The following is a 15,739-nucleotide window of genomic DNA, read 5'->3' as shown; positions in this document are numbered from 1 at the left end:
ACCTGAACCAGCCGCTCCACGGCACGGCGTTCTCCCCCGGAACGCCGTGCCGCGCTCCCCCCTACCCAAAAGCGAGGCCTCCCCCCGCCATGAACCCCGCCACGCCCCCGCACACCGGTGGACTGCTCCACCTGATACCCGGCACCGCCGGGCTGCTCACCGTCGCCGCCCTCGGCATCGCCGTCCTGCTCCTGCTGATCATCAAGATCCGGCTCCAGCCCTTCGTCGCGCTGCTCGCCGTCTCCATCGGTGTCGGCCTCGCCGCCGGCCTCTCCGTCACCGAACTCTTCGGCACCGTCCAGAAGTCCGCCGCCACCTCCGTCATCGAGACCGGCATGGGCGGCATCCTCGGCCACGTCGCGATCATCATCGGCCTCGGCACCATGCTCGGCGCGATCCTGGAGGTCTCCGGCGGCGCCGAGGTGCTGAGCAGCCGTCTCCTCGGCCTCTTCGGCGAGAAGCGCGCCCCCCTCGCCATGGGCCTCACCGGACTCATCTTCGGCATCCCGGTCTTCTTCGACGTCGGCATCTTCGTCCTCGCGCCGATCGTGTACGCCGCCGCCAAGCGGTCCGGCAAATCGATCCTGCTCTACGCCATGCCGCTGCTCGCGGGCCTCTCCATGACCCACGCCTTCCTGCCGCCGCACCCCGGACCGGTCGCCGCCGCCGGCCTCCTGCACGTCTCGCTCGGCTGGGTCATCCTGATGGGCGTCCTCGTCGGCGTCCCCGCCGTGCTCGCGGCCTGGGCGTACGCCGGCTGGATCGGCCGCCGGCTCTTCGTCGCGGTCCCGCAGGACATGGTCGAGGCCGCCGACGAGGCCAGGGCCAAGGTCGCCGCCGAGCGGACCGGCGGCACCGAGGCGCCCGTGGCCCTGTCCACCGTGCTCCTCATCATCGGCACGCCGCTGGTCCTCATCCTCGCCGCGACCTTCTCCTCCATCGCGCTGGACGAATCCACCCTCCGCTCCGTCATCGAGTTCTTCGGCAACCCGTTCGTCGCGCTGACGCTCGCGCTCTTCCTCGCGTACTGGCTGCTCGGCATCCGGAGCGGCTGGTCCCGGAAGTCCCTGGAGCAGGTGTCCACCTCCTCCCTCAAGCCGGTCGGCAACATCCTGCTCGTCGTCGGCGCGGGCGGGGTCTTCGGCGCGGTCCTCAAGGTGAGCGGCGTCGCCCAGGCGCTCTCCGACACCTTCCACGACGTCGGTCTCCCCGTCATCGTGCTCGCCTACCTGATCTCCCTGGTGCTGCGCGTCGCCCAGGGCTCGGCGACGGTCGCGATCGTCACCACGGCCGGCATCGTGCTGCCCCTCGTCGAGGGCGGCGACCACTCGCAGGCCTTCCTGGCCCTGGTCATCATGGCGATCTCGGCCGGTTCGATCTTCGCCTCGCACGTCAACGACGGGGGCTTCTGGATCGTCTCCAAGTACTTCGGCATCACCGAACGGGACACCCTGAAGTCGTGGACGGTGCTTGAGTCGGTGCTTTCCCTGGCCGGCTTCGGGGTGGCAGCCGCGCTGAGTCTGTTCGTCTGAGGGCGCGGGCACCGGGTGTCCGGAGTTTGACGCGCGAGGGCGCCGGGTGTCCGGAGTCCGACGCGCGAGGGCGCCCCGGCGGTGGTCCCGCCGGGGCGCCCCCCCCGTTCACGTACGGGCCGTCAGGCCGCGCAGTACTGCGCCTCCTTGCCGATCGAGCGGTACATGCAGTCGGCGTTCTCCAGGAGCTGCAGGACGGCGTCGCGGTTGCGGCTCGTCTCGCGCTCGATGACCTCGTCGGGCGGGTAGAAGCCGCCGCCGCCGGACGAGGACGGGTACATCTCGAAGGTGTACGCGAAGATCCGCTGCGAGCCCCACAGGTAGTCGTCGATCGACCCGTCCGTGATGTAGAGGTCGCTGGACTGCTCGGGCGTGTAGCCGTTGCTGGCCGCCATCTTGCCGCCGACCGCCGCGAAGGCGTTCCGGTCGTCGAGCGTCATGCCCGGCGCGGTGTTGGCCGTGGTCCAGCCGAAGGGCCAGAGCACGAGCTCGCTGTACGTGTGGAAGTCGATGGCCGCGGTGATCTGCTGCTTGCCGCCGACCACCCGGGAGCGGACGAAGTCGGCGACGACCTTGACCTCGGGGGCGGACTCGGGGGCCGCGCCGCGGTACGTCTCGGAGCTCTTGGAGCTGGAGGAGCCGCCGCAGCAGCCCCACTTGTAGTTCCAGTTCCGGTTCATGTCCGTACCGACGTACGAGGAGCCGGAGTTGGGCTGACGGTTCTTGCGCCAGCTGCGGTAGGAACCGCTCGCGATGTCGTACTCGCCGCCGTCCGGGTTGAGGTCCGGGACGATCCAGATCTCGCGGCCGTTCACGGCGTTGGTGATCCTGGAGTCGCTCCCGTACCCCGCGCCGAGCTCGCGGAGGAGGTATAGCGCCATCTCGACGGTGAGGTGCTCGCGGGCGTGCTGGTGGTGGGTGAAGAGGACCTCGGGCTCGGCCTCGTCGGTGGCGACGTTGTCGCTGATCTTGATGGCGACGATGTCCCGGCCCTGGTAGGACTTCCCGATCACCTGCTTGCGCATGATCGAGGGGTAGGAGGCGAGCCGTTGGTCGATCTCCGCGTTCATCTCCGCGTAGTTGTGGTACCTCGCGTCGGCGGAGGGGAAGTCGAGCGGGCCGGCCGCCTTGCCGCCCTCGGCGGTCCGGTCCGGCGGGCCGGGGAGGGCGACCGGCTTGTAGCCGAGCGCCTTGAGGTTCCTCAGCTGTTCGGTGTTGGCACTGACCACGACCGACCGGGCGTCGACCTCGTCGATCGAGACACCGGTGGCGGTCAGCGCGCTCCGGGCGGCCGGGGTGGAGGGTCCGGCGACCTCGTACTGCCGGATCACCTCGTCGGCGCCGACGGCGAGCCGGGCGGCGGCCGACGACGGGTCGGCCCCGGCGGGTGTCGTGAGGGCGGACAGGGGCGCCGCGAGGGCGAGCGCCACGAGGGCCGCGAGGGTGGCGGACCTTCTGCCGCGGAGAGAACGTCGCATGCTGTCTCCTGGGTGGGGAGGGTGGGGGGTGCGACAAGCGCGTGCGGGTGTTCTGTGTTCGGTGTTCTGCGTTCTGCGTTCGGTGCACCGTGTTCGGTGTTCCGTGTTCGGCCACATGGTGATGCTGTGTCATGGACCGGTCAAGATACTGAGTTCGGCCATACTGTCCCGGTGGGGACCCTCATCGGTAGATACGTCATCGAGCACAAGCTAGGCGAAGGCGGCATGGGCACCGTCTATCTGGCCCGATCGCGCGGCGGGCGTGCCGTGGCCGTCAAGGTGGCCCGGCCGGAACTCGCCTCCGATCCCTCCTTCCGCGCGCGCTTCCGCGCCGAGGTCGCCGCGGCCCGGCAGGTCGGCGGCTTCCACACCGCCCAGGTCGTGGACGCCGACCCCGACGCCGAGGCGCCCTGGCTCGCCACCGCCTACATCCCCGGCCCCACCCTCTCGGCACTCGTCACCGCCGAGGGCCCGATGGACGAGGGACGGCTGCGCTCGCTCGGCGCCGCGCTCGCCGAGGCCCTGGAGGCCATCCACGCCTGCGGGCTCGTCCACCGCGACCTCAAGCCCGGCAACATCGTCATGGCCCCCGACGGCCCCCGCGTCCTCGACTTCGGCATCGCCCGCGCGCTGGAGTCGACCCGGCTCACAGCCACCGGCTCCGCCTTCGGCACCCCCGGCTACCTCGCCCCCGAACAGGCCCTCGGCGAGGAGGTCACGGGCGCGGCGGACGTCTTCGCGCTGGGCGCGGTGCTGGTCGCCGCGGCGGGCGGCCGCCCCTTCGGGGACGGCACGCCGATGGGCCTCATGTACCGCGCCGTGCACGAGGGCCCGGACCTCGCCTCCGTGCCGGAGTCCCTGCGCGGGCTCGTGGGCCGCTGCCTCGCGAAGGACCCGGCCGGACGGCCGACGCCGGAGGAGATCCTGGACGTGCTGGGCGAGGCGGTGACGCGGGACGGCGCGGGGGCGGTGCCGCCGCCGACGGTCCTCGACGCGCCCGCCACGCCGCGCCATCCGGTCCCGCCGGGGTTCGGGCCGCCGCAGGACTCGGTCCCGCCGTCGTACGGACCGCCGGGAGCCGCCGCCCCGTCGACGCCCGTGCCGCCGCAGGCCGCGGTGCCGTCGCCGTACGCGCCCCCGGCTCCGCACGACTCGGTCCCGCCGGGGTTCGGCCCGCCGACCCCCGCCTTCTTCGTCCCGCAGCCGGTCCCGCCGCCGCCCGCCGCGCCCCCGCAGCCCGTGCCGGATTTCGTGGCCGCCGACAGCGTGTACGGGATCGTCGTGGACGGCGCCGGAATCTGCCTCCAGCTGCTCGACGACGAAGCCGAGTTCACCTGGGCCGAGATCGGAGCCGTACGGTACGAGCGGACCCGGCGCGGACGGTCGCTGCGGATCGCCGTCGACCTCTACGGCGGCACCAGCTACCTCTGCGAGATCGACGGCCGCCGGGCGGCCAGGGTCGAGGAGTGGGTCAGGGGGCTCGACAGGGTCCTGGTCCGGTTCCTGCCCAGGTGAGGTCCGCCGGTCCGAGGCCGAAGGCCTGAGGAGACGACGCGGCGCCGCCGGGAGACCGGCGGCGCCGCGGGTGGTGCGGGATCGTTCCGTTACGGCAGGTTGTGGACGTGCGGGCCCACCGCGTTCGACCAGGCGTTGCCGGCCGTCGCGTCCCAGTTGGTCGACCAGGTCATGGCGCCGCGCAGCGTCGGCCAGGCCTGGGCCGGCTTGAAGGTGCCGCAGCTCGTGAGCTTGGTCAGGCAGTCGAGCGCGTTCTTCACGATCTGCGGGTCGACGTAGCCGCTGCCCGCGCCCCGCGTGGAGGCGGGGACGCCCAGGCCGACCTGCGACGGGGAGAGACCGCCCTGGATCTGGATGCAGGCGAGCGCGGTGAGGAAGTCCACCGAGCCCTGGCTGTAGACCTTGCCGTCGCAGCCGAGCATCGAACCGCTGTTGTAGTACTGCATGTTGACGACCGTGAGGATGTCCTTCACGGCGAGCGCGGTCTTGAAGTACTCCGTGCCCGTGTTCTGCATGTCGATGGTCTGCGGGGCCATGGTCAGGACCAGCGACGAACCGGCCTTGGCGGACAGCTGGCGCAGCGCCTTGGTCAGGTACGTCGAGTTGATGCCGTGCTCGAGGTCGATGTCGACGCCGTTGAAGCCGTACTCCTGCATCAGGGCGTACGCGCTGTTCGCGAAGGCGGTCGCGGAGGCGTCACTGTTGATCGTGACGTTCCCCTTCTCGCCGCCGACCGAGATGACGACGGACTTGCCGGCGGCCTTCTTCGCGGCGATGTCCGCCTTGAAGTCGGCGACCGAGGCGTAGCCGACGGCCGGGTCGAGGTTGAAGACGATCTGGCCGGCCGTGGTCGTCGAGTCGGCGAACGAGACGGCGATGATGTCGTACTGCGACTGCACGTCCCGCAGCTTCTGCACGGTGGCGCCGTTGTTGAAGTTCTGCCAGTAGCCGGTGAGGGCGTGCTTGGGCACGGCAGGGCCGGGGCCCGGGTCGGTGACCTTGGCGGTCCTGGCCGAGACGGCGGCGGACTTCGCGGACTCGCCCGCGGAGTTCGTCGCGGAGACCTGGAACTGGTACGCCGTGTCCGCCGTGAGTCCGCTGATCGTGGCCGAAGTACCGCTCACGGTCTGCGGGTTGCCGCCGTCGCGGTACACCTTGTAGCCCGTGGCGCCGGAGACCGCGCCCCAGCTCAGGCCGACCGAGGAGGAGGTGACGGTGCCCGCGGCGAGACCGGCCGGGGTGGACGGGACCACCGGGTCGGGGTCCTGGCCGCCGCCCCCGTCGGGGCCGAAGACGCTGACGTCGTCGACGGAGTACGGGGAGGTCCCGTACCAGCCGTGGGTGTAGAGCTCGACCGAGGTGGTGCTCGCCCCCGTGGTGAACGTGGTGGTGAGCTGCTTCCAGGCGGCGCTGTCGGGCGTCCAGGTGGAGACGCTGCCGGAGCCGGTCCCGGTGTTGTTCACGCCGAGGTAGGCGTAGCCGCCCTGCACCCAGGCGCTCAGCGTGTATGTCGAGTTGGGCTTCACGGCCACGGTCTGTACGCACTTGGCGTTGTCGAGTCCGGCCGGGGTCGCCCGGAGCGCGCCGGCCCCGGTGCGGACCGGGGAGGAGACGGCGGCGCCGCTCCCTGCGGAACAGGACCAGTTGGCGAGGCCGTTCTCGAAACCGGCGTTCTTGGCGACGTTGACGTCGGCCGCCTGCGCGGTGCCGGCTCCGCCGACGAGGACGAGCCCGGAGCCGACGGCGAGCGCGAGCGCTCCGCCGAGCCAGCGGCGTCCGTGCGGGCGGGTGGTGGTGCGGTCCACGTGCATCCTCCGGAGGGGAGTTGGGGATGTGGGGGATGTGGAGGTGCCGTACGTCGTCGTACGGAGGGGCTCGTACGGGGGTACGAGGCGGTACGGGGGGTAGGGGGGTGCGGAAGGTGCCGGCGGTACGGGCAGTGCGGGCGGTGGCCACCGCTGTGGGGACAAGTTGGTCCAGACCAATCGCGTTGTCAAGACCTCTGGCAGCAAGCCCTGTTCGGAGCGGGTGACCGCTGCCCGGCGCGGGCCGACGGGTTCGCGCTCCGGACCCCCGAGAAAGGCGGCCGGCTTGGCGGATTGTGTGTTCACCACCCCGGGGGTCGTGGATAAGGTGCAGAGACGGCAGCACCCTGCGGTGATGCCGTGAACGCGGTAAGTGATCCGCGGCCCCCGGGACACCGGAGGCCGGAGGGGACGGGGGGTCCGACGTGCCGACAGCGATCGCGGTCACCAGTGCCGACCTGGTGCTGCCGCCGACCGACCCCGGAACCCCGCACGCCACCGTCCTGCCGGCTCCCGAGACCCGGTCGCTCGACGCCTCGGTCGCCGACATGCAGCAGCTCCTCGCGCGGTACGGGCACGTGGTCGTCGTCTGCCCCACCTCCGCACCGCCCGCCGTCGAACAACGGCTGCGCGCCGTCCGGGCCCTGCTCGAAAGCGACCGGATCGCCCTGGTCGGCACCGACCTGCCACCCCTCGGAGCGGCCGTACTCGTCCGCCAGCTCCGCCAGTTGGCGGGCTGTGACTTCAGCCCCGGCGTCCTCGCCTCCGCCGCCCGGCTGCTCGCCCACTACATCTACGCCGGTGCCGTCCTCGGCTCCGTCTCCCGGCTCGACCGCGTCCCCGTCAGCCTCGGCTCCCACCTCAAGGGCTGGCTCCCCGGCGCCCACTTCGCCGTACTCGCCGGCCCCACCGCGCAGATCACCCGCGTCGGGTCCGGCGAGGTAACCCTCCCCGGACCCGAGTTCACCACCGAACTCCTGCTCGCCCGCGGCCAGCTCCAGACCGACTGGCCCACGACCACCCTCGTCCCCGGGTGGCGGATCCACGGCCCCGTCCTGGAGACACCGCTGCCCGAGGCGTCGCCCCGCTGGTGGGGGACGGGAAAGCTCGTCGAGTTCGCCGCGTACCTGCCCGACCTGCCCGTCCTCTACCAGCTGGTCTCCTCCGTACGGCGCGAGACCTGCCACTGGTGCGCGATGGACCTCATCGGCGACCGCTGCGGCTTCTGCGGAGCCCCCCTCCAGCTCGGAGCGGTACCGGAGCAGGGCGGCCGCGCGCTGCACGGCGCCCAGGACGGAGGCCGGCGCGAAGGCGGCACCCGCGCGCTCGGGCCGGCGGCGCAGGCGACCCCGCAGCCGGGCGGCGCGCACCCGGCCCCGTACCAGGGCCCGCACGCGACCCACCCGGGCCCCCCGACCCACCCGGGCCCCCCGACCCACCCGGGCCCCCCGACCCACCCGGGCCCCCCGTCCTCCTCGTACACCCAGCTCACTCCCGTGAACGCGCAGGGGAACCCCACCCGTGCCCTGCCCTGAGCCGCTCCCCGCCCCCTCCGCGCCGACCCCCTTCCGCGCCCCCGCCTCCCGCCCCCGACCGCCCGCTCCCGTCCGCCCCGGACCCACGTCTCCGATCGAGGTAGTACGGCCATGAACTCCCGCCAGCGCCGCGGCGTGATCCTGCTGCTGCTGTCCGTCCTGTGCGCGATCGGCGCCTTCGCCGGTGTGCTCGCCGTCATCAGCGACGTGAACTCCAAGGTCGGCCCGGAGACCACCGCGTACCGGATCAAGGAGAACGTGGCCCCGTACGCCCCCCTGAGGGCGAGCCAGTTCGAGAAGATCTCCATGCCGGAGCGCTGGCTCTCGGAGACCGCCGTCACCGACCTCCGCCAGATCGAGGGCCGCATCGCCGTCACCCAGCTCAAGGCCGGCTCGCTCCTCCAGTCCGACATGATCGTCGAGCAGCCCGAGCTCCAGCCGGGCCAGCAGGAGATCGCGATCATGATCGACGCCGCCACCGGCGTCGCCGGCAAGATCACCGCGGGCGCCACCGTCAACATCTACGCCACCTTCGCCGGCGACAAGAAGGGCGAGGCCTCCCAGTCCCGCATGATCGTCGCCGGCGCCCGCGTCCTCGACGTCGGCAAGCTCACCCCGATCAGGGACAGCTCCCAGAGCTCCGCACGCGCCGACGCGGCCGTGCCGATCTCCTTCGCCCTCTCCACCCTCGACGCCCAGCGCGTCGCGTACGCCGAGTCCTTCGCCGAGCACGTACGCCTCGCCCTGGTCGCACCCACCACCGGCGGCGCCCCCGCCGACCAGCGCGACCGCACCTACACGCTCGAAAAGGACAAGTGAGGCCGGTATGACCACCAGGATCCTGCCGGCCGTCGGCGACCCCGACGCGGCCCGGTCCGTCACCACACTCATCGGGCAGCTCCCCGACGCAGAGCCCGCCCCGCCGGTCACCGACTCCACCCAGCTCGTCGACACCCTCGCGCGGCTCGCCGCCGCCTCGCTCGACGAACTCCCCGAGGTCGTCCTGGTGCACGAGCGGATCGGCCCCGTACCCGCGCTCGAACTCGTCCGCGAGGTCGCCCTCCGCTTCCCCGCCGTCGGCGTCGTCCTCATCACCGCCGACGCGAGCCCCGTCCTCTTCTCCGCCGCCATGGACTCCGGCGCGCGGGGACTCGTCACCCTGCCCCTCGGCTACGAGGAACTCGCCAGCCGCGTCCAGGCCGCCGCCCAGTGGTCCGCCGGCGTCCGCCGCCACCTCGGCGCGGGAGCCGACCAGGTCACCGGACCCGGCGGCACCGTCGTCACCGTCAGCGGCGCCAAGGGAGGGGTCGGCGCCACCGTCACCGCCGTCCACCTCGCCCTCGCGGCCCGCGCCTCCGGGCGTACCGTCGCGCTCGTCGACATGGACCTCCAGAGCGGCGACATCGCCTCCTACCTGGACGTCCAGTTCCGGCGTTCCGTGGCCGACCTCGCCTCCATCGCCGACATCTCGCCGCGGGTCCTCCAGGACGCCGTGTACGTCCACGAGACCGGACTCTCCCTGCTCCTCGCCCCGGCGGAGGGCGAGCGCGGCGAGGAGGTCACCGACCGCGCCGCCCGCCAGATCGTCAGCGCCCTGCGCGGCCGGCACGAGGTCGTCGTCGTCGACTGCGGCTCCCAGCTCAACAGCGCCAACGCCGCGGCGATCGAGATGGCCGACACCGCGATCCTCGTCGCCACACCGGACGTGGTCGCCGTCCGGGCGGCCAAGCGGACCGTACGCATGTGGGAACGGCTCCAGGTCCGCAAGGCCGAGGAGACGGTGACCCTGGTCAACCGCCACCACCGCTCCACCGAGATCCAGCCGCCCCTCGTCCAGAAGATCACCGGCACCCGGGTCGCGGGCGTCGCCGTCCCCGCCCACTTCAAGGAGCTCCAGGCGGTCGTCGACGCGGGCCGGCTGCACGAGCTCGACGCCAAGTCGACGGTCAAGCAGGCGCTGTGGGCCCTCGCGGGCGAGCTCGGCCTGGTCCAGGCACCGGCCGCGACGCCGACGGCCGGCCGGCCCGGCCAGCAGCTCGCACGGGCGGGCGACCGGGGCTCGCTGGGACTGCGGCGCCGCGCCGGAGGGCGCTGACCCATGCGCATCCACCAGGGCTCGGGCAGGGACGACAGGGGACAGGTGGCGGTCGAGTTCCTCGGCATGGTGCCGCTGATCCTGCTCACCCTCGCGCTGCTCTGGCAGATCGTCCTGGTCGGATACGCGTTCACGCTCGCGGGGAACGCGGCGGACGAGGCGGCACGGGCCTGCGCCGTCGGCGACGACGGGGCGGCCGCGGCCGCCCGGCACATCAGCGGCGCCTGGAGCGCCTCCGGTGGGGACTGCGGAGACGTGAGCGGCGGCATGGTCCGCGTACGGGTCTCCGTCGAGGTGCCGGTCCTCGTCCCCGGGCTCGGCGGGCTCTTCCCCGTGGTGGGCGAGGCGGGGGCCGTGTACGAGGAGGACCGCACGCCATGAGGAGAGAACCGCGCACCGGGCGGCGCGACCCCGGCCAGGCCGCCATCGAGTACCTCGGCTTCCTGCCGATCCTGCTGATCGTCGGCCTCGCCGGGCTCCAGCTCGGCATCGCCGCGTACGCCGCGCAACAGGCGGGCACGGCGGCACGCGCGGCCGCGCGGGCGGAGAGCAGCGACGCGGAGGACGGGCTCGACGCGCGGGCGGCCGCCGGCGCCGCCGTGAGCGGCTGGATCGATCCTGACGTCGTCACGTACCGGGGGGGTGACGAGGTCACCGTCACCGTGACCGTGAAGATCCCGTCCGTCGTGCCCTTCGTGAAGGGCTTCGGCGAAGTGACGAAGACCGCCACCATGCCCCTGCCCGACGAGGAGGACGAGTGAGAAGGGACCACGAATCATGAGTCTGCGGGCCCGGATCAGCGCCCCCGAGGACCACGGGGGCGGCGCTGCGGCCCGGGAGGACGGCCATCTGGTCGCCGCCTTCCGCGCCAAGCTCCTGGAGGAGATCGACCTCACCGAGATGTCCGCGCTCGCGGCCGCCGAGCGGCGCGCCCGTCTGGAGCGCGTCCTCGGGCACATCATCAGCCGCGAGGGGCCCGTCCTCTCCACCGCCGAGCGGGCCCAGCTGATCCGCCGCGTCGTCGACGAGGCCCTCGGTCTCGGCGTACTCGAACCACTCCTCGAAGACGCCTCGATCACCGAGATCATGGTCAACGGCCCCGACCAGATCTTCATCGAGCGGGCCGGCCGCGTCGAACTGCTGCCACTCCGCTTCGCCTCCCACGACCAGCTGATGCAGACCATCGAGCGGATCGTCTCCACCGTCAACCGGCGGGTCGACGAGTCGAACCCGATGGTCGACGCCCGACTGCCGTCCGGCGAGCGCGTCAACGTCATCATCCCGCCGCTCTCGCTCACCGGGGCCACCCTCACCATCCGCCGCTTCCCCCGGGCGTACACACTCCACGAGATGGTCGGTCTCGGTTCGCTCGACGAGCAGATGCTGCTCCTGCTGTCGGGACTGGTTCAGGCCAAGTTCAACCTGATCGTCTCGGGCGCCACCGGCACCGGGAAGACCACCCTCCTCAACGCCCTCTCCGGTCTCGTGCCCGACGGCGAGCGGATCATCACCATCGAGGACTCGGCCGAACTCCAGCTCCAGCAGTCCCACGTGATCCGTCTCGAGGCCCGCCCGCCGAACATCGAGGGCCGGGGAGCGATCTCCATCCGCGATCTCGTCCGCAACTCGCTCCGCATGCGGCCCGACCGGATCATCGTCGGTGAGGTCCGCGGCGGTGAGACCCTCGACATGCTCCAGGCGATGTCCACCGGCCACGACGGCTCGCTCGCCACCGTCCACGCCAACTCGGCCGAGGACGCGCTGATGCGGCTCCAGACGCTGGCGTCGATGTCCGAGGTCAAGGTGCCGTTCGAGGCGCTCCGGGACCAGATCAACAGCGCCGTGGACGTCCTCGTCCAGCTCACCCGGCACCCCGACGGCACCCGTCGGATCACCGAGATCTCCGTCCTCGCCTCCCACGGGCGCGAACGTTTCCTGCTCGCCACGGTGTGCCGGTTCCAGGCGCAGCCGGTGGCCGCGGACGGGCGGGTGTACGGGCAGTTCACCTACCACCCGCTGCCGAGGCGGGTCGCGGAGCGGCTCTACCTGGCGGGCCAGCCCATCCCGCAGGCCTTCGGCGTGGCCGTGACGGAAGCCCACCTCACCACCCGCGAGGCCGACTGATGCCGACGAGAGCCGACGAGGAGCAAGGCCCATGACCGACCCCTTCTGGCTGACGATCGGCGTCGCGCTGCTCTGCTGCGTCCTGGGCATCACCGGGATCCAGCTGTACGCGAGCGGGGCCCGCCGGCACGCGGCGCTCGTCGCGCGGCTCGACGAGTCGGGCGCCCCCGAGGGCACCGGACGTCGGAGGCGCCGCTTCCAGGGCGTCGACCGGCGGGTCCGGCGGACGACCCTCGGCCGGAAGCTGGAGCTGCGGATCGCGGCGACCGGTCTCGACGTCACCCCGGGCGAGTTCACGGTGGCCCTGGCGGCGACGGTGGCCGTCCTGTGGGTCGTCGGCCAGGCCGCGCTGTCGCCGTTCTTCGGCCCGATCTGCGGACTGCTCGGCATCTGGGTGGCCATGGGCTATCTCGGCTGGCAGCGGCAGAAGCGGATCGAGAAGTTCATCAACCAACTCCCGGAACTCTCCCGAATCCTGGCCAACGCCACCCAGGCCGGGCTCGCGCTCCGGATGGCCCTCAGCCTGGCCGCCGACGAGATGGAGGCGCCGGCCGGGGACGAACTGGAGAAGGTCGCCCAGCAGTTGGCCGTCGGCACGTCGCTCGACGACGCCCTGGGGGAACTCGCCGAACGCCTCCCGTCCCGCGAGCTCGTCGTCCTCGTCACCACCCTGGTCCTGGCCAACCGGGCCGGCGGCACCGTCGTCTCGTCCCTGCGGAACCTCACCGAGACGCTGGAGGAGCGCAAGGAGACCCGGCGCGAGGTCCGTACCCAGCTCTCACAGGTGAGCATGACCGCGTACTCCGTGCCCGTCATCGGCGTCGGTTCGCTTCTGCTCATCGACAACATGCAGCCCGGGGCGCTGGACCGGATGACCGGTTCCGGTCTCGGGCAGTTCGCCGTCGTCGCCGCGTTCGCCCTGTACGTGGTGGGCTTCATCGCCATCCGCCGCTTCTCGAAGATCGACGTGTAGGGACGGACTGCCGCCGTGGACCTCCTCCTCGCCCTCCTCGCGGGCCTCGCCGTGGCCGGGGCCGCGTACGGCATCCGCCTCTACCGCGCGGACGCCAAACTCCCCGACGACCTCCGGCTCGCCCTGGAGGTCGGCGCCACCCGCACCGGGGCCGTCGACTCGGCCGTCGACCGCCTCGGCATGCGCTGGTCGCCGACCGTGCTCCGCCTGATGGGCCCCAAGCGGGTCAACGCGGTCCGGCGCCGCATCGACCTGGCCGGAAACCCGGGCGGCCTGACGATCGACCGGTACGGGGCGAGGCGGGCGGTCTACGGCTTCCTCGGCGTCCTGGGCGGCCTGCTGATGCTGAGCAGGGGGTCCTTCCTGGTGGCGGTCCTCCTCTTCGCGTTCGGCGCGTTCTGGACGGAGGTCGGCATCTGGTCGGCGGTCCGCATCCGCAAGGACCAGATCGAACGCACGCTGCCGGACTTCCTGGACGTACTGGCCGTCGTGGTGTCGGCGGGCCTCGGCTTCCGTCAGGCGCTGGAACGGGTGGCGGAGAAGTACGAAGGCCCGTGGTCGGACGAACTCCGCATCACGCTCCGGCAGATGGACATGGGCGTGAGCCGCCGCCAGGCCTTCGACGAACTGCGCCGGCGGAACGACTCGGAGCAGGTGGCGCAGTTCGTGACGGCGCTGCAGCAGGGCGAGGAGCTGGGCGCGCCGATCGTGGACACGCTGATACAGATCGCCAACGACATGCGGCGCACGGACGCGCAGAACGCGCGCAGGAAGGCGGCGAAGGCGGTACCGAAGGCGACGATGGTCATCACGACGCTGATGGTCCCGGCGACGATGATCCTGCTGGGCGCGGGCCTGTTCCTGGGCACGGGGACGGACTTCGGGTCGGTGACGGGAGAGTGAGGCGCCGAGGGGGCGGCCGGTGACATATTCACGGGAAAGGCCTTCGCGCGCACAACAGGATGTGCCACAGTGCGGACTGAGTGTGAGGGAGGGGAGTGATGGGCGTGCTCGCGAGGAGCCTCGGGAACCGTCGAATCGCCACCCGCACACGGTCCGAGGCCATAGCCTCCCGGCTGGGCAGGAGGCCCACCCGATGACCAGGGCCCACACGGCCCACGGGCCCTGTCCGCCGACCCGCCGGTCGGCGAACCGAACCCGAGCACAGGCGTCTGAACGCGGAGGGGACCACGATGAACGACGCGATGCTGAAGGCCCTGACGAGGGCCAAGGTGGGAGTGACCGCGCGACTGCTGCGAGGGGATCGCGGGCAGACGGCGGTGGAGTATCTGGGGATCATCGTGGTGGTGGTGGCGATCGTGGTCGCGATCACTGGTACGGATATCGGGCAGTCGATCAAGGACGCGATCGCCACGAAGATCACCGAGCTGACGGGCGGCTGAGGGCCGCGCGCCGTGGCAACGGTGACGCGGGCCAGGCCTTTCCGGTCTACGTCGCGGCCATAGCGGGGTTGTTGTTTCTGGGGTTCGTCTACTTCGTGGTGGGACAAGCTGGCGCTACGCGCAACGGCGCCCAGACCGCCGCGGACGCGGCGGCACTTGCCGCCGCGCAGGATGCTCGGGACCAGCTCCGCGATGGGTGGATCGCCGTCATTCTCGAACCTGGGCGGTGGGAGGACTTCCTCCAGGGAAAAGCCTATGACGGCACCCTGGCGTGCCAGCAGGCGGCTGACTTCGCCGGCAGGAACGGTGCGGACATCCTGGATGGCGGATGTCTGCCCCTGTCGGGGGCGGAAGGCTTCAGCGTCACAGTGCAGACACGGGAGACCGTCGGTCGGTCCCTCGTGCCAGGAACGGAGACTAGGCACGCCACTGCTTCTGCAAAGGCCGTGATCAAGCCGAAATGCAACTTCACGCCAGCAGAAGTGCCTGGACCGGAAGTAACCGAGCCGGATCCCGATCCTACGGAACCGACCGAGGAGCCGGAGCCCGAACCCGAACCCGAACCCGAACCGATCACTGGGCTCACCTGTGATGACGAGGCCTGGACGATCGATCCCGAGGACCCGGAACTTCCCGACGTCGAGGACCTCTTCACTGTCCGACTGGCCGGAGACGACGAGTAAAGGAAGCGCGTTTCATGAATAAGCGGTACGCACGGAAGGGGTTGGCCTCCCTGGTGATTGCGTCGGTCGCTCTCCTCGCAGTCGGCTGCGGAGCTGAGGACAAGCCGAAGGCGGATAAACCGGCCGCGACCACTCCTTCGGCGCAGAAGACCCAGGAGGGTCAAGAGTCCCAGAGCGCGGAAGAGCCTGCCGAAGTGCTGGCAGTCGCCAAGGGGCAGAAGGGGCTCGAGTTGTCTATCAACTCCGTGGAGCGAGATGCGGGCGGATTCCTGACCATCAAGGGGCAATTGAAGAACACCTCCAGCACGGCGACCATCGTTTCCTCTCGCCTGAGTGGTGACGAGACCGAGGTCGTGAAGCACGGGAACTCCCTGGGCGGAGCCACGCTCGTCGACTCGGTCGGCAAGAAGCGGTATTACGTACTACGGGACACGGACGGGCGCCCGCTGACCACTTCCGGGCTCACCAATCTTGGCGCCGACCGGTCGATCCCGGTCTTCATGCAATTCCCGGCCCCACCCCCCGCCACAACCGACGTCTCGTTCCAGCTCCCCACCTTCGAACCCGCCACCCTCAAACTCTCCTGAGGCGACGCC

At 71.5% G+C, this 15,739-nt stretch carries 15 protein-coding genes; 13 read left to right on the top strand and 2 right to left on the bottom strand.

Features of this window, described 5'->3' with window-relative positions:
• Window positions 1-89 precede the first annotated feature (89 nt).
• On the top strand, window positions 90-1,532 hold the full coding sequence (locus ACIP84_RS25940) for a GntP family permease (protein ID WP_401800704.1): 1,443 nt from the start codon (window positions 90-92) through the stop codon (window positions 1,530-1,532).
• A 122-nt stretch (window positions 1,533-1,654) separates the two neighbouring features.
• Here ACIP84_RS25940 and ACIP84_RS25935 read toward each other — a convergent pair whose 3' ends face one another.
• Window positions 1,655-3,010 carry a M14 family metallopeptidase gene (locus ACIP84_RS25935; protein ID WP_355961843.1) on the bottom strand — a complete coding sequence of 452 codons (1,356 nt, stop codon included), beginning with the start codon at window positions 3,008-3,010 and terminating at the stop codon, window positions 1,655-1,657.
• A 171-nt stretch (window positions 3,011-3,181) separates the two neighbouring features.
• Between ACIP84_RS25935 and ACIP84_RS25930 the strand changes: the two genes are divergently transcribed.
• Window positions 3,182-4,525: a protein kinase gene (locus tag ACIP84_RS25930; RefSeq protein WP_401800701.1), complete on the top strand. Its 1,344-nt coding sequence runs from the start codon at window positions 3,182-3,184 to the stop codon at window positions 4,523-4,525.
• Between the two features lie 89 nt (window positions 4,526-4,614).
• Here ACIP84_RS25930 and ACIP84_RS25925 read toward each other — a convergent pair whose 3' ends face one another.
• A complete protein-coding gene (locus tag ACIP84_RS25925; protein WP_355961849.1) occupies window positions 4,615-6,336 on the bottom strand; it encodes a glycoside hydrolase family 18 protein in 1,722 nt (573 codons plus the stop codon).
• A gap of 419 nt (window positions 6,337-6,755) precedes the next feature.
• Between ACIP84_RS25925 and ACIP84_RS25920 the strand changes: the two genes are divergently transcribed.
• The 11 genes from ACIP84_RS25920 to ACIP84_RS25870 all read left to right on the top strand — a co-directional run bounded on the left by ACIP84_RS25920 (window position 6,756) and on the right by ACIP84_RS25870 (window position 15,730).
• Window positions 6,756-7,865 carry a hypothetical protein gene (locus ACIP84_RS25920; RefSeq protein ID WP_401800697.1) on the top strand — a complete coding sequence of 370 codons (1,110 nt, stop codon included), beginning with the start codon at window positions 6,756-6,758 and terminating at the stop codon, window positions 7,863-7,865.
• 111 nt (window positions 7,866-7,976) lie between these two features.
• Window positions 7,977-8,684, top strand: a complete 708-nt coding sequence (gene cpaB, locus ACIP84_RS25915) for a Flp pilus assembly protein CpaB (protein WP_355961853.1) — start codon at window positions 7,977-7,979, stop codon at window positions 8,682-8,684.
• A gap of 7 nt (window positions 8,685-8,691) precedes the next feature.
• The gene (locus ACIP84_RS25910; protein WP_401800694.1) at window positions 8,692-9,960 is read left to right on the top strand and encodes a CpaE family protein; all 1,269 of its coding nucleotides are present in this window, start codon (window positions 8,692-8,694) and stop codon (window positions 9,958-9,960) included.
• 3 nt (window positions 9,961-9,963) lie between these two features.
• Window positions 9,964-10,341, top strand: a complete 378-nt coding sequence (locus ACIP84_RS25905; RefSeq protein ID WP_401800691.1) for a TadE/TadG family type IV pilus assembly protein — start codon at window positions 9,964-9,966, stop codon at window positions 10,339-10,341.
• Window positions 10,338-10,721 (top strand): TadE/TadG family type IV pilus assembly protein, encoded by a 384-nt coding sequence (locus ACIP84_RS25900; RefSeq protein ID WP_401800689.1) that lies wholly within the window; start codon window positions 10,338-10,340, stop codon window positions 10,719-10,721. Before ACIP84_RS25905 ends, ACIP84_RS25900 begins: the two co-directional genes overlap by 4 nt.
• Window positions 10,722-10,737: 16 nt before the next feature.
• Complete coding sequence (locus ACIP84_RS25895) at window positions 10,738-12,084, top strand: CpaF family protein (protein ID WP_401800686.1); 1,347 nt, start codon at window positions 10,738-10,740, stop codon at window positions 12,082-12,084.
• A 31-nt stretch (window positions 12,085-12,115) separates the two neighbouring features.
• A complete protein-coding gene (locus ACIP84_RS25890; protein WP_355961868.1) occupies window positions 12,116-13,057 on the top strand; it encodes a type II secretion system F family protein in 942 nt (313 codons plus the stop codon).
• A 15-nt stretch (window positions 13,058-13,072) separates the two neighbouring features.
• Entirely contained in the window at window positions 13,073-13,960 is an 888-nt protein-coding gene (locus tag ACIP84_RS25885) for a DUF5936 domain-containing protein (RefSeq protein WP_355961871.1), read from the top strand.
• Between the two features lie 290 nt (window positions 13,961-14,250).
• Window positions 14,251-14,460, top strand: a complete 210-nt coding sequence (locus ACIP84_RS25880) for a hypothetical protein (RefSeq protein ID WP_078944822.1) — start codon at window positions 14,251-14,253, stop codon at window positions 14,458-14,460.
• Window positions 14,457-15,143, top strand: coding sequence for a pilus assembly protein TadG-related protein (locus ACIP84_RS25875; RefSeq protein WP_401801117.1), 687 nt, complete (start codon window positions 14,457-14,459; stop codon window positions 15,141-15,143). Before ACIP84_RS25880 ends, ACIP84_RS25875 begins: the two co-directional genes overlap by 4 nt.
• 14 nt (window positions 15,144-15,157) lie before the next feature.
• Window positions 15,158-15,730: a hypothetical protein gene (locus ACIP84_RS25870; protein WP_401800681.1), complete on the top strand. Its 573-nt coding sequence runs from the start codon at window positions 15,158-15,160 to the stop codon at window positions 15,728-15,730.
• The last annotated feature ends 9 nt before the right edge of the window (window positions 15,731-15,739 follow it).

This window comes from Streptomyces sp. NPDC088707, assembly GCF_044752725.1.
Taxonomy (GTDB): Bacteria; Actinomycetota; Actinomycetes; order Streptomycetales; family Streptomycetaceae; genus Streptomyces.
This window is presented reverse-complemented; position numbering and strand designations above follow the sequence as displayed.

Bases quoted from the DNA above. Each gene is read 5' to 3' on its own strand.
- ACIP84_RS25940 (WP_401800704.1), top strand. From the start codon at position 90: ATGAACCCCGCCACGCCCCCGCACACCGGTGGACTGCTCCACCTGATA.
- ACIP84_RS25935 (WP_355961843.1), bottom strand. From the start codon at position 3,010: ATGCGACGTTCTCTCCGCGGCAGAAGGTCCGCCACCCTCGCGGCCCTC.
- ACIP84_RS25925 (WP_355961849.1), bottom strand. From the start codon at position 6,336: ATGCACGTGGACCGCACCACCACCCGCCCGCACGGACGCCGCTGGCTC.
- cpaB (WP_355961853.1), top strand. From the start codon at position 7,977: ATGAACTCCCGCCAGCGCCGCGGCGTGATCCTGCTGCTGCTGTCCGTC.
- ACIP84_RS25910 (WP_401800694.1), top strand. From the start codon at position 8,692: ATGACCACCAGGATCCTGCCGGCCGTCGGCGACCCCGACGCGGCCCGG.
- ACIP84_RS25905 (WP_401800691.1), top strand. From the start codon at position 9,964: ATGCGCATCCACCAGGGCTCGGGCAGGGACGACAGGGGACAGGTGGCG.
- ACIP84_RS25900 (WP_401800689.1), top strand. From the start codon at position 10,338: ATGAGGAGAGAACCGCGCACCGGGCGGCGCGACCCCGGCCAGGCCGCC.
- ACIP84_RS25895 (WP_401800686.1), top strand. From the start codon at position 10,738: ATGAGTCTGCGGGCCCGGATCAGCGCCCCCGAGGACCACGGGGGCGGC.
- ACIP84_RS25890 (WP_355961868.1), top strand. From the start codon at position 12,116: ATGACCGACCCCTTCTGGCTGACGATCGGCGTCGCGCTGCTCTGCTGC.
- ACIP84_RS25880 (WP_078944822.1), top strand. From the start codon at position 14,251: ATGAACGACGCGATGCTGAAGGCCCTGACGAGGGCCAAGGTGGGAGTG.
- ACIP84_RS25870 (WP_401800681.1), top strand. From the start codon at position 15,158: ATGAATAAGCGGTACGCACGGAAGGGGTTGGCCTCCCTGGTGATTGCG.